General features: G+C 56.7%; 18 protein-coding genes and 4 pseudogenes. 7 read left to right on the top strand and 15 right to left on the bottom strand.

The window, feature by feature from the left end:
• Positions 1-50: 50 nt before the first annotated feature.
• From ACFQS4_RS01650 to ACFQS4_RS01605, 10 genes and pseudogenes are all read right to left on the bottom strand, one after another.
• The gene (locus ACFQS4_RS01650; protein ID WP_497903350.1) at positions 51-1,031 is read right to left on the bottom strand and encodes a homing endonuclease associated repeat-containing protein; all 981 of its coding nucleotides are present in this window, start codon (positions 1,029-1,031) and stop codon (positions 51-53) included.
• A 223-nt stretch (positions 1,032-1,254) separates the two neighbouring features.
• Complete coding sequence (locus tag ACFQS4_RS01645) at positions 1,255-2,151, bottom strand: DNA-binding protein (protein WP_497903349.1); 897 nt, start codon at positions 2,149-2,151, stop codon at positions 1,255-1,257.
• Positions 2,152-3,076: 925 nt separating this feature from the next.
• Positions 3,077-3,244 carry a hypothetical protein gene (locus ACFQS4_RS01640; RefSeq protein ID WP_497903348.1) on the bottom strand — a complete coding sequence of 56 codons (168 nt, stop codon included), beginning with the start codon at positions 3,242-3,244 and terminating at the stop codon, positions 3,077-3,079.
• Positions 3,244-3,474: a DUF8150 family protein gene (locus tag ACFQS4_RS01635; protein WP_497903347.1), complete on the bottom strand. Its 231-nt coding sequence runs from the start codon at positions 3,472-3,474 to the stop codon at positions 3,244-3,246. The genes ACFQS4_RS01640 and ACFQS4_RS01635 overlap by 1 nt, the downstream gene beginning before the upstream one ends.
• The gene (locus tag ACFQS4_RS01630) at positions 3,452-4,063 is read right to left on the bottom strand and encodes a hypothetical protein (RefSeq protein WP_497903346.1); all 612 of its coding nucleotides are present in this window, start codon (positions 4,061-4,063) and stop codon (positions 3,452-3,454) included. Before ACFQS4_RS01630 ends, ACFQS4_RS01635 begins: the two co-directional genes overlap by 23 nt.
• A 69-nt stretch (positions 4,064-4,132) precedes the next feature.
• Positions 4,133-4,711 carry a DUF7437 domain-containing protein gene (locus ACFQS4_RS01625; protein WP_497903345.1) on the bottom strand — a complete coding sequence of 193 codons (579 nt, stop codon included), beginning with the start codon at positions 4,709-4,711 and terminating at the stop codon, positions 4,133-4,135.
• 51 nt (positions 4,712-4,762) lie between these two features.
• Positions 4,763-5,099: pseudogene (locus ACFQS4_RS01620) on the bottom strand (DUF7558 family protein).
• Entirely contained in the window at positions 5,099-5,389 is a 291-nt protein-coding gene (locus ACFQS4_RS01615; RefSeq protein WP_497903344.1) for a DUF8069 family protein, read from the bottom strand. Before ACFQS4_RS01615 ends, ACFQS4_RS01620 begins: the two are co-directional and overlap by 1 nt.
• A 915-nt stretch (positions 5,390-6,304) precedes the next feature.
• A complete protein-coding gene (locus tag ACFQS4_RS01610; RefSeq protein ID WP_497903343.1) occupies positions 6,305-6,505 on the bottom strand; it encodes a hypothetical protein in 201 nt (66 codons plus the stop codon).
• A gap of 317 nt (positions 6,506-6,822) precedes the next feature.
• A pseudogene (locus ACFQS4_RS01605) lies at positions 6,823-7,382 on the bottom strand (hypothetical protein).
• Between the two features lie 218 nt (positions 7,383-7,600).
• Here ACFQS4_RS01605 and ACFQS4_RS01600 point away from each other — a divergent pair.
• The 3 genes from ACFQS4_RS01600 (at position 7,601) to ACFQS4_RS01590 (ending at position 8,979) form a co-directional block, all read left to right on the top strand.
• Positions 7,601-7,864 (top strand): hypothetical protein, encoded by a 264-nt coding sequence (locus tag ACFQS4_RS01600; RefSeq protein ID WP_497903342.1) that lies wholly within the window; start codon positions 7,601-7,603, stop codon positions 7,862-7,864.
• 119 nt (positions 7,865-7,983) lie between these two features.
• The gene (locus ACFQS4_RS01595; RefSeq protein WP_497903355.1) at positions 7,984-8,487 is read left to right on the top strand and encodes an MOSC domain-containing protein; all 504 of its coding nucleotides are present in this window, start codon (positions 7,984-7,986) and stop codon (positions 8,485-8,487) included.
• A gap of 99 nt (positions 8,488-8,586) precedes the next feature.
• Positions 8,587-8,979: a MaoC/PaaZ C-terminal domain-containing protein gene (locus ACFQS4_RS01590; protein ID WP_497903341.1), complete on the top strand. Its 393-nt coding sequence runs from the start codon at positions 8,587-8,589 to the stop codon at positions 8,977-8,979.
• Between the two features lie 17 nt (positions 8,980-8,996).
• On the opposite strand, the gene ACFQS4_RS01585 is transcribed toward ACFQS4_RS01590, so the two are convergent.
• The 4 genes and pseudogenes from ACFQS4_RS01585 to ACFQS4_RS01570 all read right to left on the bottom strand — a co-directional run.
• Positions 8,997-9,431, bottom strand: a complete 435-nt coding sequence (locus ACFQS4_RS01585) for a toxin-antitoxin system TumE family protein (protein ID WP_497903340.1) — start codon at positions 9,429-9,431, stop codon at positions 8,997-8,999.
• Between the two features lie 8 nt (positions 9,432-9,439).
• Positions 9,440-9,973: a DUF7342 family protein gene (locus tag ACFQS4_RS01580; RefSeq protein ID WP_497903339.1), complete on the bottom strand. Its 534-nt coding sequence runs from the start codon at positions 9,971-9,973 to the stop codon at positions 9,440-9,442.
• 657 nt (positions 9,974-10,630) lie between these two features.
• A complete protein-coding gene (locus tag ACFQS4_RS01575) occupies positions 10,631-12,274 on the bottom strand; it encodes a restriction endonuclease (protein WP_497903338.1) in 1,644 nt (547 codons plus the stop codon).
• A gap of 273 nt (positions 12,275-12,547) precedes the next feature.
• A pseudogene (locus ACFQS4_RS01570) lies at positions 12,548-12,860 on the bottom strand (hypothetical protein); the annotation flags it as partial.
• 244 nt (positions 12,861-13,104) lie between these two features.
• Between ACFQS4_RS01570 and ACFQS4_RS01565 the strand changes: the two are divergent.
• Entirely contained in the window at positions 13,105-13,425 is a 321-nt protein-coding gene (locus ACFQS4_RS01565) for a hypothetical protein (RefSeq protein ID WP_497903337.1), read from the top strand.
• A gap of 31 nt (positions 13,426-13,456) precedes the next feature.
• On the opposite strand, the gene ACFQS4_RS01560 is transcribed toward ACFQS4_RS01565, so the two are convergent.
• On the bottom strand, positions 13,457-13,966 hold the full coding sequence (locus ACFQS4_RS01560) for a hypothetical protein (RefSeq protein ID WP_497903336.1): 510 nt from the start codon (positions 13,964-13,966) through the stop codon (positions 13,457-13,459).
• A 627-nt stretch (positions 13,967-14,593) separates the two neighbouring features.
• Here ACFQS4_RS01560 and ACFQS4_RS01555 point away from each other — a divergent pair.
• The 3 genes and pseudogenes from ACFQS4_RS01555 (at position 14,594) to ACFQS4_RS01545 (ending at position 19,297) form a co-directional block, all read left to right on the top strand.
• Entirely contained in the window at positions 14,594-14,719 is a 126-nt protein-coding gene (locus ACFQS4_RS01555) for a hypothetical protein (protein ID WP_497903335.1), read from the top strand.
• 86 nt (positions 14,720-14,805) lie between these two features.
• Positions 14,806-16,425: pseudogene (locus ACFQS4_RS01550) on the top strand (PD-(D/E)XK nuclease family protein); the annotation flags it as partial.
• On the top strand, positions 16,418-19,297 hold the full coding sequence (locus ACFQS4_RS01545; RefSeq protein ID WP_497903334.1) for a UvrD-helicase domain-containing protein: 2,880 nt from the start codon (positions 16,418-16,420) through the stop codon (positions 19,295-19,297). The pseudogene ACFQS4_RS01550 and the gene ACFQS4_RS01545, both read left to right, overlap by 8 nt.
• Positions 19,298-19,423: the final 126 nt, after the last annotated feature.

Genomic DNA, 19,423 nt, shown 5'->3' with positions numbered 1-19,423 from the left:
CGACGTTCACCAGTAGGCCCCTCGCGAACGCCGGAACTGATTTACTCATTTTAGTCCCGAGGCGATCGGTTTGTATCTGGTCTAAGTGGGGCAGCTCGTTCCCACAGGCGATGATGCTGAACGCACACCGTCACGAGATTCTCAAGCCGATTGGCCCGCTCGAAGTCCACATCGTCGTCCCTGTCCTCGAATGAACTGAGCGGCTGGATATGGTGACCGTGCAGTCCCCTCCCGAACGCCCCCCGATGGGCAGTATGTGACCAGTCACACCCCGGCGTTTGACATACGTAGCTGTCTCGCTCAAGCGCCTTCGCCCGCTGTGCCTTCCAGTTCGGCCCGTAGTATCGTCGCTCATCCTTTGAGTCCGCTTTCCAGTTGCCGTTGGCAGGTCCTGATGGACGACCAACTGGCTCGTGGCCAACAGATCGAACTGCGGCCTGCCAGCCGTCCCATCGATCAAAATAGCACCGACAAGAAAAACGACCGTACTCATCCATATCGGTCGCTGTTGGGACCTTCCCCAGTGCCTCGACGAGCGTCCGGATTTCATCGAGGGGACCATCGTCGGGGATTCGATGTTCGCACTGCGGCTCAAACCCAGCAGCTGCTAGTGCCTCATTCCAACTCCCAAACAAATTTTGCGCAAGGCTAACGGAGAAATCCCCTCGTTCACGGTACTCTGGCGATGTCGGTGGACGTCCAAGTTTTGTTGCGATTGTTCTGATGTCCTCTTTGACTTCCGATGACGGAATGTCGTATCTGATGTTCGGTGATAATCCAATTTCTTGTAGTGCATCTCCCCACGTACCGAACCGTTGCCTTATACAAGCCGCAGAATACGCACCCTGTTCGTCCATCATCTTCATTGTCGGTGCCCGCCCTGAGACATTCGCCAACCGTCGGAGTTCAGCTAGTAATTCTTCGCGGCTGATCTTGAGCTGATGCGCTCGTTTGTGACCGCCCTTTGCTCCTGGTGTTTTGAAGTCGGCTCCACAGATCTCACAGATATACAATCGTTTCTCTGATTCCATCGAAGATCAGGACACCGACGAAAGGTCAACGCCTCACCGCTTCAGGCGCGGAAAAACTCCCTCTCGTCGACCTTTCGACAGGGGCCTCCGCGAGTTCTTGACCTGTGTAACAATGGTCGTGGCTGCACGCGCAGCGACCAGCGGGAGCGAGCACGGAGCGGAGGGTAGGGTGGTGGGGTCTGGGTCGGTCCGGCACGTAGCAAAAAAGAGCTGTTGCGACCGGTTACTCCCACCACCGACCGCGCTCTGGGAAATGCACGGTGCTCCACCCGGTCAGGGCCACGGAGACGCGCCCGTTGTACCAGTTCTTCGCCGCGCCGTGGATGCGAACGCGCTCGCCTTCTTCGATCCAGGGTTGGTCGCTCGCAACCCACGACGTCAGCTTCGTACGCCCGCTCTCGTCTTCGATGAGACCCACCTGGGAAATGGCTGCACTCGATGGCTCCCACAGCTGCGTCACCGTCCCTTCGATACTCACCTCTTTGCGACCGACCTCCTCGAGTTTCCCGATTGGGACCACCTGTCCCGGCGCCGTCTCCAGCTCCTCGAACACGCTGACGACTGCGCTCATCAGGTCGTTCCCACCGACGACGGCCTCGGCCAACCGCCGCCCGATCGCCGCTCGAGACCAGCCGTCCAGCTTCTCGGCCAGCCGTATCGACTGTCTGTTCACCGCCGCCAGCTGCTCCTGGGTGAGCTCTGCACGGGGATCCTCTCGCTCCGGATCTGCCAGCGGATCTACGCTCGCCGCCCGCTTCTGGAACGCAGCACGCCGCTCAGCGCTCCGCTTCGCCGCAATGTCTCGCGTGCGCTGCTCGCGACCGTCCTGCGTTCCAAGATTGGCTTGGGCACTGATGCGCTCCAGTTCGGCTTCCCGCGCCTGAATGCGCTCTTCCTGTTCGAGGGTCACACCTCGAATCCGTTCGTCACTGGTGTCGACCATCCCGTCCGGGTGGTTGGCATCGACCTTCGCCTGCACCTCCATCTGCACCGTCACCTGGAATTTCGGCGTCTCGTCGACGACCTCGAAGCCGTCCTCATCGACCTTCGTTTCGTCCGCTTTTTCGAATGCCTGTTCATCGACCGAAACTACATTACTGGTAACGTTCTTACTTGACATTGGAATCACTCACAGGTGATTTCCGACGAAGGCGCTCACGCGCCGCCACCGCGATGCTGCTATATCGCGTTTTTCCGACGACACCGACCGACAGAACCATCTGCGCGCTCTCGCTCGCGCCTTCGCGAGCGTCCCCTGGGGCGCGAGCGAGAGCGGGCCAAGGGAGGCCACCCAACCAGCACCGCGCGCCGGCCCGTCCGGAGCGAGCGGCCAGCTGTAAGCCGTTTCTCGTGTCCGGCCCGGACGGCGGGTCCGTGTCCAGGGCGACGGTCGTGAGCACGGCGAGTCGTAGGGTGACTCGCCGCGCGGAACGGCCCAAAGCGCTGGAACGCGAAAGCCCGCGAGGGGCGCAACCGAAAACGCGCTTAATGCTGGCGTCGAGACCAGATTCATTTTAGCCCGGCAGCCCGCCCGCTACCGCAGGCAGGCAGCCCGGAATGTTCGGTCGCGAGCGACGCGGAGGGCGGCACGCGGCGAGCGGGGCGGGCCGTTCTGTACCACTGGTCGATCGGCTTCATCACTCAGCGAACCAATCACCGTCCTGGTGGACTCAGAAAGGGCGAGGCCGGCTCGGTCGTCCCCCGACCCCGTAAGCACCGCAAGAATGAGGCGCGCAGCGTGGGTTGCGGGATGCCGAGCGGCCGAGGGCTTTCATGAGGAACTCGAGTACTCAACAGCTGAACTACAGGAGATTGTGAACCGTCTCAAAGAGAAAGACGCTGTCAAAGAAACTAATGATCGCATTGAGCGTCTTTCGACAACGGTCTGACGGCAGGGAGTACAGGAGTCTATGAGTAACGCCTACGAGATGTCACTGGATTCTGAAGACCCACAGATATGTATCGAGGACTTTAGACTCCAACCCGTACACCCGCACGGATGTCTCCTCACGCCCCTTTTGACGACCTGATCGAGATTATTCGAATCACTCGTCCTCGAGTGCCGCGTAGATCTCGGCGTGGCGGCGTCCGTCGAGCTTCCCCATCTCGAGGGCGATCTGGTGGCGTTCCTCGTCGCTCTCGGCCACCTGATAGCGCTCGTACAGCTGGTGGACTTCGTCGTCGACTGACTCCGAATGAGTAGTGTCGGACATCACCGATCGCGCAACCGGTCTCGAGCGGCTGCAAACCGAACGGGATCCGTGTCGCCAGCAGCAGCCATCTCATTGGCTGACTGGAGCTGGGAGTCGATAAGCCGATTCTGCTGGCGTGACCACTCACGATCGTCGTGCGTCCGAACGTACTCGGCCCAGCGCTTGATCATCGCACGGCGTTGCTCCGTATTCCGGCGTTGATCGTCCTCAAACTCCTGTGAGTTCAGCATAGTAGTCTTCCACTCCAAGCTCTTTGACGTACGTTTCGAGTTGCTCCGTGTTAAATCGTTCCTCGAAAGTCAAGTACAGGTGAAGTGCATCTTCGAAATCCTTCCCGGTGAGGCTGTCTGCAGCTTGCGCGAGCCGGAGTTTGTATGCAATTTGGAGTTCGAGCGGACTGATCTCGATCTGCCCCTCGTCGAACGTAACCGTGAGAGGATTCGAGAGGGCCTCGCGCTCAACGTCGTTCGAGACGAACCACGTCTCGAAGTTCGGATACATCTCTCCGTCCTCGGCAATCCGGATTCGGCTGCCTTCGTTCAACATCGAATACATCTCATCGAGCGGCATCGCCATCCCCCAGTATCCCCTATCTTTGAGTTCAGCGACCAACTGCTCGGTCTCCGTTTTGGACAGCGACTCCAGAATGACGTCGATATCCTCTGTCGATCTCGATCGCCCAGTAAGGATCGCGACGTACCCACTGACGATGACGTAGTCAACCCCGCAGGCGTCGAGGATCCGTGTGAACGCGAGTACGTCTTTGTCGAGTTCTGAAAGTTCCCGTGAAACCGTGAGCGTGTCGTCACTGAGTTCCATCAGTCCCCTCCATGGAACACCGATAAACTAAGCGCTGCGTCACTTGTGTCCGTTCTTTTGTTACGATACTCATTCATTGCTCTCCTCTTCGGTACCGTGACGTACGTCCTCTCCGATATCGAAGTGCTCGTGGACAATGGGCCGAAGCGCCTGGAGGACAATCTCGGCCGCGAGCGGGGAGATATCGAGATCACGAGCCATCAGCCGGTGGGTGACCTCCCCCCGCTCTCGATCCACGGTGTAGATCAGTGCTGTCGCGAGGCCGGCGATTCCGTGCCGATCGATGTATGTATCGATGTCATCGTCGGCCGTGCGGCGTCCAACGGCATCGATGAGCGCTGGCGTGATCGTGTATTCTCGGGTCCCGTCGGCAGCGGTGACGGTCAGGTCGATGTCGCGAGCGACATATCTTCGTGGTTGCTCGTCAGTCGTCGCCTCGAGGACACCAGCATCGACCAACCGGTTCACGTAGGTGTATGCTGTTCCCTGCGCGAGGTCGAGAGTGTCCATCACCTCCTGGACGGTCACTTCCTCCTCGTGATCGATATACGCGTACAGTTGAGCGAGCTGTGGCTCCTCGAGAAGATCCGCGACTGAGAGGAAGTCGCGGATGACGTCGCCGTTGGCTCGGTGTGACGTACGTGACACGGCTTTGGCCTCGATTACAGTTTACAGCAAAGCAGTAAAGAGTGTTTGGGGTCACTCCGCCGGCGGCGTGACGAGGTGCTCCTCGAGGTCACGCGTCCAGTACGTCGCGGGGCCACCGGGGCTACAGCGAGCACACAGCTGTAACGGCCCTTCGAGATGCCCGAGTTCGACACGGAATCGTGTGAGTGCAGCGAGCGTGTCGACGACGAGCCCACAGCTATTACAGGCGTGGTGATCACGCTCGTCGAGATCGGGATGCTCCTGGACGGCACAGTCGACGCAGATCTAGTGGGTGACTCGCTCGTCTTCCCCCCCACGTGTACGCCGTGCCTGCCGCAGACCCGGGTACTGCCTCACAGAAGGTACACCCGGAGAGCGTCTGCTGCATCATTCTGCTGACTCGCAAGCGTTACGGGCCGCCGACCAGCCGCGATGGAAGATGACTAACTGCCGATTCGAGTCGAAGGCTTCGCCGCTTGGCTCGTGGACCAGCACTCGCTGTTCGGCGACTGCCGTCACGACACCGTCGTCGACGAGGTCACTGACGAGGTGTCGCGCCGTCGTCTCGTCGACGTCCGCTGTCGATACCCGGGCTGCATCCCGATCCTGTGCGAGAAGTTCGGTTTCGAATCGCTCGTGATCGTCTGATCTGTCGTCGAGGATGTCTGAATCAGTCATGGAAACTCACATCCTGGCACGCTCTCGAGCGTGCCTCGCGCCTCACGGCGCCGACAGACTCATCGTGGGGAACAGGTGAGGAGGGTGAATCAGGACTCTGAACTCGAGAGCTTAACCAACGGCTTGGGATCCTCACTCGGGACTTGTTGGTTAAACCAGTCACCCCGTCTGCAGAACTGCAGAAGAGGACACAAACCCCGAAATACAGGATTATTGAATTATCATCGAGTGATAAACTTGAACAGCTGTGCTGAATACAGAGAGTTAGTTCTGCAAACTACAGTCTATTCGCAATCAATCTCATCTTCTACATTCGTCTAGATCATCAGCTGCTTGCATCAAAGCCCGAGCAAATTGTCGTGTTTGTTCGGGGGTCATCCTGAGTTCAGCTTCTGCTTTTATATCTTCTGATTGATGATTCAAATGAAATGACACAGAGAGCCTTTGAGGTCTTCCCCGTCCAATAAAACCGAACTTTACATCTTTATTACATCTATCAGCGACGGTTAGACTTCCAATTTTTGTGTCTGTCTTTATTTGGTGAACCATTCGGGAACTTTTATGAGACATACCAAGAGGATGCTCATACAATTAGCTTAAACCCATGGCCATGGGTTGGAATCCGGGCGACGCCCGACCTCCTTAGATGGAGATTTGGCGTCTTGATTATCCGAATCCCATTAGTTAACTGAGTACGGTAAATATGAATCTTCGTGAATTTTCTCGGACTCTTCGAGTGATATGCGCCTGTATTCAACACGCAGTTGTTGCTAGGGCTGAAGGATTTCAACAAAACCGAAAGACAGGAATCTTCCTCCACCGAGCGGCTGCGCTGAGTACCGTGTTTAGCCGTCGCCATCTCGACACTCAGTTCGGTCGAACGCAGGGACGTCCTGTGGGCCAGGCTTCTTGGCGTCATCGATCGAGTAACTCGACGTCGGGCTTCGCCCCGGCTAACCCATCGACCGCTTTCGCCCGCTCGAGTTCGCGGCGTTCTCGCTGGGCCTGTCGTTCGAGGGCAGCTGCCCGCCGACGACGAACGGAGAATCGATCGTCGTCGACGTCGTCGTCTTCGATCGTGAAGCGCTTGCCTCGATGGTCGATTTGCTCGAGCATCAGTACGCGTCCTCCCGAACTGCGTCTCGCGCGGCCGCCTGCAGATGCTCGTAGCGGACTTCACAGCGGTCCGAACAGAACCGGCCAGCGTATCCGGCCCGATCGCGGGTGCGTCTCGTACAGGTTGGTACTCGACACTCGGTACACCTGGTCATCTGGCGATCCCTCGCTTCAGGAGCCCTATCGTTGCAGCGTCTGGCGACGCTGGTGCTACGTTGTTTGCTCGCATGGATTGCTGCGGTGGCCTTCAGTCGAGCCCCCGCACCCCTCCCGGGGCCGATAAACTATCTCGAGCGGACGACCTGGCCACCTCTCAGTCACCGGTTGAACGTCCCATCCGGGGCGGGGGAGATCCCAATCCGAATCTCGAGATCGACGCGTCTGAGGTGTTTACAGCCACAGGCGGGCTGGCGTTGTTCACAATCCGGACAGGTGCACGTCTCCGCCTCGACATCGACCGTGTATGTGTTCCCGCTCTCGCTGACGACCTCGTAGGTTGGGCACACGCTGGCGAAGCGGACGTCCATATCCTCGCTCAGTGCTCGACGGGTTCGTGGTTCGTCGATCGAGTAGCCGCCTGCCTCGAGTGGAGTCGGTGGCTGTGGATCCGCACAGGGCTGGTGAATTCGTTGCGACGGTTTCGTTCTTGCCCACATTTTCTGCAGCGCCAGTAGCGTGTGCGGTATTCGGACCCCTCTGTGAGGTCGATCTCGTATGGAGAAGGTTCGGCGCCGGGAAGCCACTCGTCGATGGCGACGAGCTCGTGTCCGTTAAGACGGGCAACGTCGCCTGGGTAGCTGCGATCTCGGTCACTCGTCTTCGTCTGGGATTGGTCGTCTCGATGCGATTCGCTCGGGAGTGGCTGATCTGTACTCATCAGTGATCTCGAGGCACACGTGGTCGCGCCTCACCCTTCAGGCGCGAAAAACGAGTTCCGGGCGGGTGATCGATAGGGAGAGCAAGGCTGACTGGAATGAAAGTCACTCATTCGAAAGCGCTCTTTGAGTCGGTTAGTTTCCCCCACGAATCTGCTCTACTCCCCCAAGGAGGTATTCTTAAACGACTCGATACGAAAGAGACGGGCACGAAGACGAGATGAACGACAGCACCGATCCACGACCGCCACTGTCGGAGTGGATTCTTGATGCGTACGACGTCCTTTGTACGCACAGTCTCAATTCGGACGATCAGGAAGACGTACAGTCGGTCCCTCGAGAGCGAGCACTCGAGATCCTTCTCAGAACCGATGAACTGACCCTTGAACCTGAAGACGCGAACTACGCGCTCACCCGGCTACTCGAGCGAGGCTACTTCTACGAGGTCGACGATGAACTCCGTGTGACGGCGCCGGAAAACTGACATTGATAGTTGCGGTCTGAGACGTATTGTCCACGACACGTGCGGACATACCGCTGAGTCATCTGGCCGACAATACCTACACCCTGGCGTTTATCTTTCTATCGAACAGCATAGCACGTATGACCGGAAGTGGAACTGTCGAACGGATCTTTATTGCACCGAAAGCCGAAGCGGAGATGGAAGAACAGACCGATATTGAAGCGGTCGCCGGGAGAGGGCTCCGAGGAGATCGTTATTTTAGCGAGATTGAGACAGGGACCTTCGTCGAATGGGAATCAGATGAAGAACGTCACGAGGGGTACGACCTCACGTTGATCGAGCAGGAGGCCGTTACAGCGATCGAACGTGAAGCGGGAATCGAACTCGCCCCGGGAGAACACCGTCGGAACATCGAAACTCGTGATGTCGCGCTCAACCATCTCGTTGGACAACGCTTCCGAGTCGGTGAGGCAATCTGTCGAGGGGATCGTCTGTGTGAACCGTGTACCCACCTTCAGCGCATCACACAAGACGGCGTACTGCAGGCACTCACTCACCGAGGAGGGCTACGGACTGATATTCTCGAAGGTGGAACGATTCGCCCCGAAGACGTCATCGAACCGCTCGAATTAGATCATCAATAGCGCTGGTTCAGATGTTCTTCGCTAGAACCTAGCCGACTTTTGGATGTCCCGTACCGCAGAATTATACTGGTTTGCTGGAATAGGAAATGTAGAGTATTCATGCCCGGACCATATTCACCAGAAGAAGGCGAGGTTCACACCTACGAGCGGACGTTTACGAAAGCGGATGTCCACCAATTTGGTGAGGTCTCAGGAGATCAGCAAGCGATCCACACCGAACCTGACGAAGCAGGCCGCTTAGTCGTCCAGGGGTTACTCACCGCTACCCTCCCGACGAAAATCGGTGGGGATCTGAGCTATATCGCGAAGACGATGGAATTCGACTTCCTCCAACCAGTGTATACCGGGGACACAATCCGGTGTGAATTGACAACCGAAACAGTCGAAGAACGCGACGATCGCTATTCGCTCTCGAATTCTGTCGTGTGCACCAATGAGAACGATGAAACGGTGATGGAGGCACACATCGACGGTCTCATCTGGAAAGACTAGGATCCCAACGGCGCTTCTTACTTGTCCCACAGCTCCGCAATCCAGTCTTCGATCTCGTCGAGGACAAGCGCAACTACGTCGCGATAATCGGCTGGCCACGCGGCGTCCTCGCCGGCCGTCGGGGCGGTCGGTGGAGGATGAAAGTGGTCTCGCGTATTACGGGGGTTCGGGTGGCGGTCCCACCGGCACTCCCAGGCGCTCTCGGGATGCACCGCTCGATAGTGGATTTTGAAGTCGTCGTTCGTGTACCAGCGGACAGTCAGGGTCGTCTCGTTGACGGTCGCTGGATAGTACGGCGATGCGAACGAGACGTGAAGTTCGAGATGGCCGCTGGCGTCTGTGATGGTCGCCTGTTCGACTTGGTTCGTGGCCTGGAGACGTGTCTGTAGAAACTCGAGGATTGGACGGTCGATAGGAGCAGGGCTGTCTCCATCGCCTGCTGGCGGCACCATCGCTGGTCTTACCCGGAGGCTTGTTCGCCGTCGGCGCCGGCACGTTGCTGGCGGGCGCGTTCGTAGCGCTCGCGCTCCTCGCGGGCGGTCGACCAGTCGGCGAGGTCGCTGTACACGTCGTCGATGGTCCGCTCGTCACTCGTCTCCGCCACGGCGACGGCGTCGACTGCGGCCGGTGACGCGGCGTCGTACGTCGCCTCGTAGTCGGTGATGCGCGTCGTCAGCTCACGAACGCGTTCCTGCAGGTCCTCGACGGAGTGGTCTGCGGCGAGCTGGTTGATGCGTCGCCACTCGAAGTACGCGTCGTTGCGCTCGTAGGTGGCCGGATGGCCATCATGCCGGGTGACGATCCCCAGATCGTCGAACCACCCCAGATACTTCCGGGCCGTCTTGGGATCACAGTTGGCGGTGTCGGCGATCGCACTCGCTGTCGTTGGCTCACGGGTTTGGAGGATGGTGCCGTAGATGCGCTGTTCAACGTCGTCGCCGAGAAACGCGTCCTCGAAGGGTGGTGGGCCGTCGGGGGCGTGTGTCTCTGACATACCTGGATTTGCATGGTTACGGATATAGTTCTTGCTTCGAGGAATAGTTTCCCGCACAATTGGCCTAAGGATGGTTTCAGCATCGAAGGAAAGGAGTATCATGTTAACCAACAATCTCCAAATTCGTGAACTGTTGTTGGTTAATTAGGTGCGACAGAAGCAAGCCTTTTGCTCAGAAGTCCTATGAAAATATGAGACCCGCCCTAATCATCAAATTCGGGACAGCGATACTCCAGATAATTCCCAATTCCGGACCCCCGATCACCTCCAATGAGGAAACTGCGCTCGGTAACTTGAAGCAGTATTTCGACACAACAGAGGATGGCAACCTCTTACACAAGGGGACGCTATCGATTATCTTACGGATCAGGGTATCGAACGTGTTGATACGCGAACGCACGTCGAGCAGTTGCCTCTGAAAGGCTATCTCTATGAAGTCGATGACGAAGTGCGATTGCCATCGCGTCCCTTAACTCAGTGTGTATCTCCATTTACTGCAGTGCTTCTGCAAGTCTCATTTATAAAACCATGTCGCCGACTCAGAGGGTGAATCAGCTATCGGCAATTCCATGAATGAGAGTTGAAACAGTCGGTAGATAGGTATACAACTCATCCATCTCGACAACTACGCACAGATTGATGGACGGCCGAGTAGGGCTAAATACTATCCCTACAATTCAATTCATTTCTGATATACCTAGCTGCAGGCTCAAGATCAGATATATAAGTCCTCATTCCGAGGAATTCATATGTCTCTCCATCAACAGTATTGAACTGGAGATTAGGTATGGAAGACTCTGATGAAGCAGTAACATCCAAAACCCGTTCATATTTGATGCTTCGTTTCTCATCGTGATCGTCCACGCCCGCTATATGCAGAACCCTCTGGTTGGTGATTAGTAAGAAGCAGGAGCCACCTTGTAATGCATCGTGATAGGGGGTTTCTTCTGTTCCATCAGAAAAAACGATTTTGAACCCCCTCCTCGGAAGTTTGAACACGAATTCAAGCTTCTCAGTATCATCAATATGTCCAATTAAATCATTGTCGAATAATCCGCTATTCCCAGTGAGAAGCCCCGTACTGAATGAACCAGTTGCATCCTCAGCGGCTTTGGGTACCTTCAGGTGTTCCTCAAACGAATCAAGTTTGGAGGAAATCTCAGATTCAAGTTCTGAAAGAGAAAAGTCCTCAGGGGGCCCCCGGTGATTCTCAATGACTGCGTCGTCGTATTCTGAAACCAATCCCTGATAAATTTCTAATGTCTCATGTAGGTCTTCAAGCTCATTCTTTGCTTGTTCATACTCCAAATGACCTTCCTCAACTTTTCCAGTTCGTCGTATTTGGTCGCCCACTTCGATATGATCTCTAATATCATTCATATATTGACAGACCTCAGTTACTAGTAAGTCCAGACCTTTTATTCGTTCAGCAATTCGGAAAGCTTCCTGGGAATGATTATTAATTCTCTCTGTAATCAGGGTTAGTTCTGCAGTAAACGTCTCAGTAGGGGTTAGGTGAGCGATAGTGGTATTATCAATATAAGTAAGTCCGGCATCGTACCGGACAATGCTCTGTTTCAATTCTTCTCGTTGTCGATTTACTTCTTCATACTCATCTACTGCGTCGAAGTATCGCTCTTTGTAGAACGCTTCCTCAGCACTGTCGAGTTTGGACTGGAGGACCTGGAGATTATTGGCGATCTCTCTTCGAAGTATTATGAGGCTTGGGAGAAGCTTTGGGACATCATAGGGGTGCGTGTCCTCATCAAACTCAGTTATCGATTGAGAGTTCCCCACCGCATCCGCATTTCGCAGTGGCGTATTAGTGGTGACGCCCTCAACGTCGGTTAGGGCAGTTCCGTTCCGGTTGGATTCCGGGTCAATATATGACTGGGCGAGTTGAAACGCATCGAGCGCGTCAATAAGGTTATAGAGTTGAGAGCCGTCGATGAGTTTCACATTGAGCCTCTTTGCCACCTCCTTTGCACCATCGGTGAATCGACCGGTAGTCACTACGACTACCGTGTCTACGTCAGTTTGTTCTTGTCGGATGCTTGCATACTGCTGTATATCCGGTCTTCCGACCGAATTCGACGGCCTGTATCGCTTGACCTGAATTACTTGTTTCTTCGGGAACGGTGTTGACTGTTCGGCAATAACATCAACCCCGCCGTCATTCGCACCTTTTGTGACATACGTATCCCAGTTTTGCAACTCCCAAAGTTCTCCGACAAACTGCTCAAACTTGTAGGAATCAATGTCCTGGAGTTGCTCAAGGAATTCATTCTGTGAAAATTCCATACTACTCGTATATACCTATATGTCATAATAAGCCACCGCTCGACATCTGTGAGTTCAGGCTCTTACCGGTCCATCTCACTTCTGTTGAATATACGCCCTATCTCTTGCAGAGATTCGATGTACTACCGAGCTAGTGTTAGAAGGAGCGTGCAAGATCCAGAGGATAGATGCAGTACGGTGTCGTCGAACTATTTGATCGGGAGGGGCGGCTGTATCGCTGGCAAACTGAGGAGGATCTCGTCGACGAGACTGGCGAGTTACCGTGAGCTTGGTTCAGCGTAGTCTCGTTAACCAACGATTCGGAGACTGAGTCCGTCGTTGTTGGTTACTATGGGTACTCCTTCGACTGGGGAGCCGACCATCAGACTGGAGGATACGTCTTGCTTGATCTCATGATCCACTCGACGCAAATGCTTGCAGCCACTCTCAGGTTTCGCTATTGCCAGTCGAAACAAGTACACGACTCCCCGATGACGTCTACTTTGTATCGGTCCCCTGACACCGACTGCACCTCGCAGCAACCATCTTTTGAGAACAACGAGACGTCCATCGCTTCGTTGACGGCGCGTTCGGTACGTGGCTTGACGCCAACCACGATGATCTGGAGTGGATTCACCTAGTCTGGCGGTGGCGGTGTGGGCACAAGGTTGAAGCTATAATATCGTGGGCGTGGTGCTACCCTCTCCATGTTCACAGCGAAACCCTGGATGCGAGAAACCTCGAGACCAAGACCAAATTGTAACGACAACGGCCGTCCGGCGATATCGCTGTTATTGGACAGACCTGCCCGACCACAACGAAGGTCATCGTCGGTGGCGAGGTGGTGAATAATGGAGATCAACCGTGCCGAACTCCATTATCAGAACACCGCCGATAAACGTGTGAAGGACTGCCTTGATCGATTTGAGGATGCCTCCACATTTTGCGAGGGCATTAGCTCGGACACGGAGATTGTCCACTCGTTACCGATCGAGGAGGTTCTCGAGGCGCTCGTCGCAGCGGAAATGGACCTCAATGGTGGGCTCATCTACGGGCCACGCGACCCCGAGGCCTGCGGGAATTGCGGGGAAGTCGTTTCCCAAGACGAGATGTACTTCATGCCCGACGGGTCGATCGTTGCATGTACCTACTGTGTTGACCAGATTGAGTAGGTACACCACGATTTCGAACGCTAGCCGCGTCTCAGATGCTCCGCATCACGTCTGCTTTTTTCTTGTCGTAAGGGCTGTAGTACTTCCCATTCCCGGACTTTCGACGTTGGGACGTTGTGCCGCTTGAGGAGTCGTCATCGCCCCCCGAGTCATCGGTGCCGTGGTCGTCCCCTTCGTCTGTCTCACTATCGTAGTTGACGCCCCATTGCCAGTCGTAGAAGTTACTGAAGTAACGAATCTCAGATCGTAGCGCCTCCACTTTGTTCGTATCTTGCGGGGAGTAGTCGCCCGTGATCTCCGACCCGATAACCACCTTGATTGCCAGCTCGATGTCGCCCATCCAGTGAATCATCATCCCCTCGAGGCTCAGTCGAGATGCATCGCGGGGCTTGTCTAGTGCGTCGACGACCGCCCATCTGAATTTCGATGGATGCGCCTTCAGCCGAATTCGGTTGCAGATGAAGTTGATCTCGTCTTCGGTCAGGTTGTTGTTCTGCTGTTCAAGAATGTTCTCGATCGCTTTGATAGTGTTGTCACTCATGATTTGATCTACCTCGATTATCGAATCGGCCCACTCCGGGCCTCGCTGTTAGAAATCCGACGTCACGGCGGGGAGATGACTCTCCCTTAACAATCCCTCTAGTCTAGCTTCTAGAAGACTAGTATCTAGACTTGCAGCTAGTACTAGGCTGATTGAGCTAGTAGTAATACTAACAACTGTGCTGAAATACGATTTTTGTAGGAGTATGGCTTGGGTCGAGCGTAAGCGAGGCCCAAGCCTTACCCTACAAAAATCGTTGGCGGTAAGGAAGGAGGAGACTCTAGAGGTGGATGGTTATTAAGCTAGTGGTCTAGTCTAGAAGGGGAATTGTTAAGGGGGATGAAATGACCGGTCTCGCCGACCGGGACTGATGAGTGCTTCGCGATAGCCCCTCATCACACATGACATCGACACACCGGATGTGTGAGTTCTCGGGCGTTCGTAGGGCCGCACAGGGACTCCGGCGCGATCCACGACACCTTATCGTGTTTCAACAGTCGACCTTCACACGGCGAACTGAGGCGCTTGAGGCGGTCGGCCTCGTGAACAGGTCGCGGTTAGAGAGTTCTATCGTCGTCGGTGGGGGAAGAACATTCGATAAGCTTCCGCGGCCTCGTGCACATGTCGATGGTCTCGTGCAGTCGAGTTCGGGTCGCAGCAGCACTCCTCGCGGACTCCGCACACCACTCCAAGATGTACGATGGAGACGACGGGCTCCTCGGGATTCTCAAATATCTCGGCATCGACGAGTGAGACGACGGCCAGTGACAATCTTGTACCAGACAGAGATAGTGTTGCGCGCAGTTTCAGAACGGTTGGCCGAGGGAGCGAATGAGTTACAACTCGAGGTGCTCGGAATCGCGACCGACGCAGTCACCAGACAGGGCATCGATCGGCTCGAATTCTACCTCCAGAGCTACGAAGTCCCCGTCGACCGCGAGCATAAAGGGGTTCTCCTGGCCGACGCAAAATCCGCGGCCTACGTGGACCGCCCCGTCGTATTCTATCTCGGCCTCGACGAAACGTGGACTCACTCGCCACCTCGTCGCCCGTGGGTCGACCGTGACGCCGAATTCACTCGGAACCTGACGCAGTTTCAGCTTCTCCTCCAGAACGGCACCGAACAGTATTATCTCGTTCAGGATACCATCGGTGGCTCGCCCGCGACGCCGTGTCTCTACTTCGAGGATCTCCTCGAGGACGACTTCGAACGCTTCAGCGATCTCGCCTCAGTGACTCACGGACGGACCTTCGGTGTGACCCGAGACGGGTTCGAGAAGGAATCACTCGACGTCTCAACGACGCAGATCGACACCGTCAGCCAGTCCAGTCTGAGTACGTACGTCAACAGCCCCCGTGATTACCTCTTCAGCCGGCTCGTCGACGGCCCTGATAAGGACTACTTCAAAGAGGGGAATCTCTTCCACGACTTCGCCGAGTTCTACGTCAACCATCCCGACCTGATCGACGAGGAGACCATCGAAGACCTAGTGGACGTGATGCTCGAGGAGGCGGCATCGTTCGTACGGCGCGTCGACCGTCCAACGCGCCGTACCAAGTACCGGATCGGACTCGCAACCATCGTCGAGCTACTCGACGAACGCACTCCGGAGGGTGACGACCTCCTCACACCGAACAGCGGGTGGGGGCAGAATTTCTTCGCGGACCACTTTGGTAGAGAAGTCGACTCCCCGTTCACGGAGCGCTGGTTCGAGAACGAAGATCTCGGACTGAAGGGTAAGATCGACCTCGTCCACGGCCCGACTCACCTCCTCGACTACAAGAGTGGGCGTCGGAAACGGGCGTCCCGCGTCGTCAAGAACTCCGCGCTCGATCCGCCGAACGATACGCCGAACTTCCAGGCACTTCTCTATCTCGCTCACCGCCGTAGCGAGCGTCCGGGCGAGCGCCTGCAGTTCACGTTCTTCCACTTTCTCGAGACGCTCGACGACGTCGTCGCCGGTGAGGCGGACTTAGACGAGACACTGACCACTATCGAGTATCACCCGACCCCGTTCGAGGAGCACGCCCGGTCACGGGCCACGTTCGAAGCGCTTCGCGATGACGGGGCGAAGAACTGCCAGAAGACGCTCTCGAAGATCGAGTACGCTGATTACCAGTCCGCGTTCGAGACGGCCCCGCTACCGGCGACACGCGACAGTGACGAACTCATCGACTCCGAGTTCGGGCAGGCGATGCAAACCCGACTGCAGGAGTGTGTCGGCGAGTACAAATACGTCTCGTCGGGCTGTAAACAGCTGCTTCGCCAGCTGGCACGAGTTCGGAGTCAGAACTACTTCGAAGAGGATCTCGACGCCTTCGAGACGTTCGTCACCGAGCGTATAACTGAACTGAATCAGCGACGGGCTGGCGAAGAACGCTTCCCTGTGAACGGGCTCGCCGGTGAACCGAACTACCGTCGCGTGGACAACCGCGACCTCCTTCTCGACCATGACTGAACCGAATACACGACAGCAGGACCTCATCGACAGCACCGACGGTTTATACCTCGTCGACGCTGGCGCGGGAACGGGCAAGACGTTCACCATCACGCGCCGCTATGCGAACATCGTCGACGAAGACGACGTCGCCCCCGAGGACGTGCTGCTGGTGACGTTCACGAACAACGCTGCAACCGAGATGAAGGATCGGATCGTCGGCCACTGCGAGTACGGGATGCGGGATCTCGCGGACGCGCCGATCCAGACGTTTCACGCGCTCTGTCACGATCTCCTCCAGGAGCACGGCTACGACGCTCCGACGCACCTCGGGCTCGACGACCGCATCACGGGCTCGACACGCATCGTCGAGAACGACCTCGTCGAGGAAGCCCTGTTCGGGGAGTTCGTCGACCGGTTCAGCGACGACCATCCCGAGTACGATGACTACTTCCGTATCGTCTCGAATCCGACTGAACTCCTCGGTCTCATCTCACAACTCGCCTCGAAGGGCGTGTTCCCGACAGCCGACGGCTGGTATCGGAACGGCGAACGGTATCTCGATGGGGATTTCGAGGCGTTCAAATCGCTGTTCGACGAGGTAAATGAGCCACAGAATGGCGGCAGCAAGCAGTCACGCCTTCGCTCGAAGCTCAACAGCTATGGGAAGAACAAATGCTACCTGCCAGATGCCCCCGAGAAGACCGAGATTCGCGGACAGGGCACGAAGAGCGTTCCCGATGCTGTCGCTCGGTTGGTGTTCGACGCTGACCGCGAGGGACTCGAGGCATTCGTCCACGACGTCTACTACGAGTACCTCGAATTCGCGCTCGGCCGGAACTACCTCAACTTCGGATTCCTCCAGCTGTTCGCGTTCGTTCTGCTCTGTGAGGACCACGCGCTTCGTGAGTCCATTGCGTTCGACTACGCGATGGTCGACGAGTTCCAGGACTCCAGCGAGATCCAGTTCAAGCTGACGCTGCTACTCGCGGGCACGAACAACCTCTGTGTCGTCGGCGACTGGAAGCAGAGTATCTACGGCTTCCAGTACGCCGAAGTCGAGAACATCACTGCCTTCGAGGACCGCCTCAATCGGTTCGTCGACGAACTGAACGCCGACCACGAACGGGTCACCTTCGACACCCGGCCGATTCACACCATCGAACTCGTCGAGAACTATCGCTCCACCCAGGAGATCCTCGACTTCTCGGAGCACGGGCTACTCGTCCCGGCGGCGAACCGGGACGACGTCGATGTCGAGACTGTCCGCGACCGAATCGTCTCACTCTTGACCAACGCCGAGCACGAGAACACCCAGATCGAAGCGATCGCGAGCCCGGAGGAACACGAGTCGGTGGTCGCGAAGATCCAGGAGATCGTCGACAACGACGCCTACCAGGTTGAGGCCGATGACGGGTCGCTCCGGACACCCGAGTATCGAGACGTCGCTGTTCTCACGCGAACACGAGAGTTCGGCCGCGATCTGCTGCAGACCGCTGAGGAGTACGGACTGCCGATGGCGTACGAGGGTGGGATCGAGCTGTTCCGCACGCCTCAGGCGAAACTCCTGCTCGCGTGGCTCCGCATCCTCGAATCCGACGCCGACCGCGGCTGGGCGGTCGTCCTCGAGGAAGCAGGCTACACACTCGACGAGATCGAGCACGTCCTGGAGACCGAAGCGTATCCAGAGAACATGCGCTCGTTCCGTGAGCAGCTGGCAGAACTGGAAACACTCGGCGGGGTGGCAGAACGCGTCTTCTCGCGATACGGGTACGACGGTGCCACGGCCGACGTCGTCCTCCACACGATTCAGTCAGTACACACCGCGACGACGCTGACCCGGGGAGACCTCGTCCGGTTCATCGAGCGCGGCATCGAAGCCGGGAGCACCCACGACGTCCACGCGAACGCCGGTGCGAACTCGGTGACGGTCCAGACGATTCACGCAGCGAAGGGGCTCGAACATCCGATCGTCGTACTCGCGAACATGAACAGCGGGCGATTCCCGCCATCGGGGGGAGGGAGTGGAACGATCACGTTTCAGGATCCGGTCGGACTCCGACAGCGGAAACGCTACGCCGATGCTGATGGCCTCCCCCACGTGTACGATGACTGGCGGACTGACGTCCTCCGTCGGTGTCTCCCTCGAGAGTACGACGAAGAGCGCCGACTGCTCTACGTGGCGATTACGCGCGCTGAGAGCCACGTGATACTCTCGGCCGGGGAGGATCCGAACACGTTCCTCGAGGAACTCCCGGTCGAGATCGAAGCGTGGGACACCGAACCCGAGACAGATACTATCGACGAAACCGAGCAGACAGAGTTGTTGATTACGGTACCGACACCAGAGGGACCAATCGGACACTCACCGCATTCACTGATGCGTGAAGACGTCTTCGAGGACGTCGATGATGGTATGGGGAAGGCGTTCGGCACCGACGTCCACGACTTCACGGAAGCGTACGCGCGAGGCGAGGAAGTCGAACTGGAACCTGACGACCCCGGATGGGACGACAAACAGCACGTCGTATCGTTCCTCGACGGGCTGTCAGGTGACCTGCTCGTCGAGGAAGACGCCTATCTCCCACTCGATGTCGACGGGACTCGCGTGATGATCTCCGGGATCATCGACCTCGTCCACGTTCGGCCTGACCGCGTCGAAGTGGTCGATTACAAGACTGATCGTGGTCGACACGCGGAAGCCGAGTATCGAAAACAACTCAGTGTCTACTATCACGTGCTCCGGGAGCTGTATCCTGAGCGTGAGATATCGGCGTCGATCTTCTACACTGCCGACGGCGTCCGTGAAGAGATTGACCCTCTCTCACGAGACGCTCTGACCGATATCGTGAAGGCTGTTTCTGGCTCGGGATCCGCTCCGACCGTTCAGTAACAGTTTTCTACTCAAGTCAGAGCGCAGTTCCGGCTATTGTTTGTATCATAGGACTACTCGTCGGTTAGAAAGAGGACGCTACGCCATGCCCGAAAAGTCAGTAATGTAATATAGTAGGAATGCAAA

Source organism: Saliphagus sp. GCM10025317, assembly GCF_042663665.1.
In the GTDB taxonomy this organism is placed as follows: domain Archaea; phylum Halobacteriota; class Halobacteria; order Halobacteriales; family Natrialbaceae; genus Natronosalvus.
Note: the sequence above shows the minus strand (reverse complement) of the source record. Positions and strands in the feature narration are given on the sequence as shown.

Bases quoted from the DNA above. Each gene is read 5' to 3' on its own strand.
- ACFQS4_RS01585 (WP_497903340.1), bottom strand. From the start codon at position 9,431: ATGGTGCCGCCAGCAGGCGATGGAGACAGCCCTGCTCCTATCGACCGT.
- ACFQS4_RS01565 (WP_497903337.1), top strand. From the start codon at position 13,105: ATGGAGATCAACCGTGCCGAACTCCATTATCAGAACACCGCCGATAAA.
- ACFQS4_RS01545 (WP_497903334.1), top strand. From the start codon at position 16,418: ATGACTGAACCGAATACACGACAGCAGGACCTCATCGACAGCACCGAC.
- ACFQS4_RS01635 (WP_497903347.1), bottom strand. From the start codon at position 3,474: ATGCTGAACTCACAGGAGTTTGAGGACGATCAACGCCGGAATACGGAG.
- ACFQS4_RS01590 (WP_497903341.1), top strand. From the start codon at position 8,587: ATGCCCGGACCATATTCACCAGAAGAAGGCGAGGTTCACACCTACGAG.
- ACFQS4_RS01645 (WP_497903349.1), bottom strand. From the start codon at position 2,151: ATGTCAAGTAAGAACGTTACCAGTAATGTAGTTTCGGTCGATGAACAG.
- ACFQS4_RS01575 (WP_497903338.1), bottom strand. From the start codon at position 12,274: ATGGAATTTTCACAGAATGAATTCCTTGAGCAACTCCAGGACATTGAT.
- ACFQS4_RS01650 (WP_497903350.1), bottom strand. From the start codon at position 1,031: ATGGAATCAGAGAAACGATTGTATATCTGTGAGATCTGTGGAGCCGAC.
- ACFQS4_RS01640 (WP_497903348.1), bottom strand. From the start codon at position 3,244: ATGTCCGACACTACTCATTCGGAGTCAGTCGACGACGAAGTCCACCAG.
- ACFQS4_RS01555 (WP_497903335.1), top strand. From the start codon at position 14,594: ATGGTCTCGTGCAGTCGAGTTCGGGTCGCAGCAGCACTCCTCGCGGAC.
- ACFQS4_RS01615 (WP_497903344.1), bottom strand. From the start codon at position 5,389: ATGACTGATTCAGACATCCTCGACGACAGATCAGACGATCACGAGCGA.
- ACFQS4_RS01610 (WP_497903343.1), bottom strand. From the start codon at position 6,505: ATGCTCGAGCAAATCGACCATCGAGGCAAGCGCTTCACGATCGAAGAC.
- ACFQS4_RS01630 (WP_497903346.1), bottom strand. From the start codon at position 4,063: ATGGAACTCAGTGACGACACGCTCACGGTTTCACGGGAACTTTCAGAA.
- ACFQS4_RS01560 (WP_497903336.1), bottom strand. From the start codon at position 13,966: ATGAGTGACAACACTATCAAAGCGATCGAGAACATTCTTGAACAGCAG.
- ACFQS4_RS01600 (WP_497903342.1), top strand. From the start codon at position 7,601: ATGAACGACAGCACCGATCCACGACCGCCACTGTCGGAGTGGATTCTT.
- ACFQS4_RS01595 (WP_497903355.1), top strand. From the start codon at position 7,984: ATGACCGGAAGTGGAACTGTCGAACGGATCTTTATTGCACCGAAAGCC.
- ACFQS4_RS01580 (WP_497903339.1), bottom strand. From the start codon at position 9,973: ATGTCAGAGACACACGCCCCCGACGGCCCACCACCCTTCGAGGACGCG.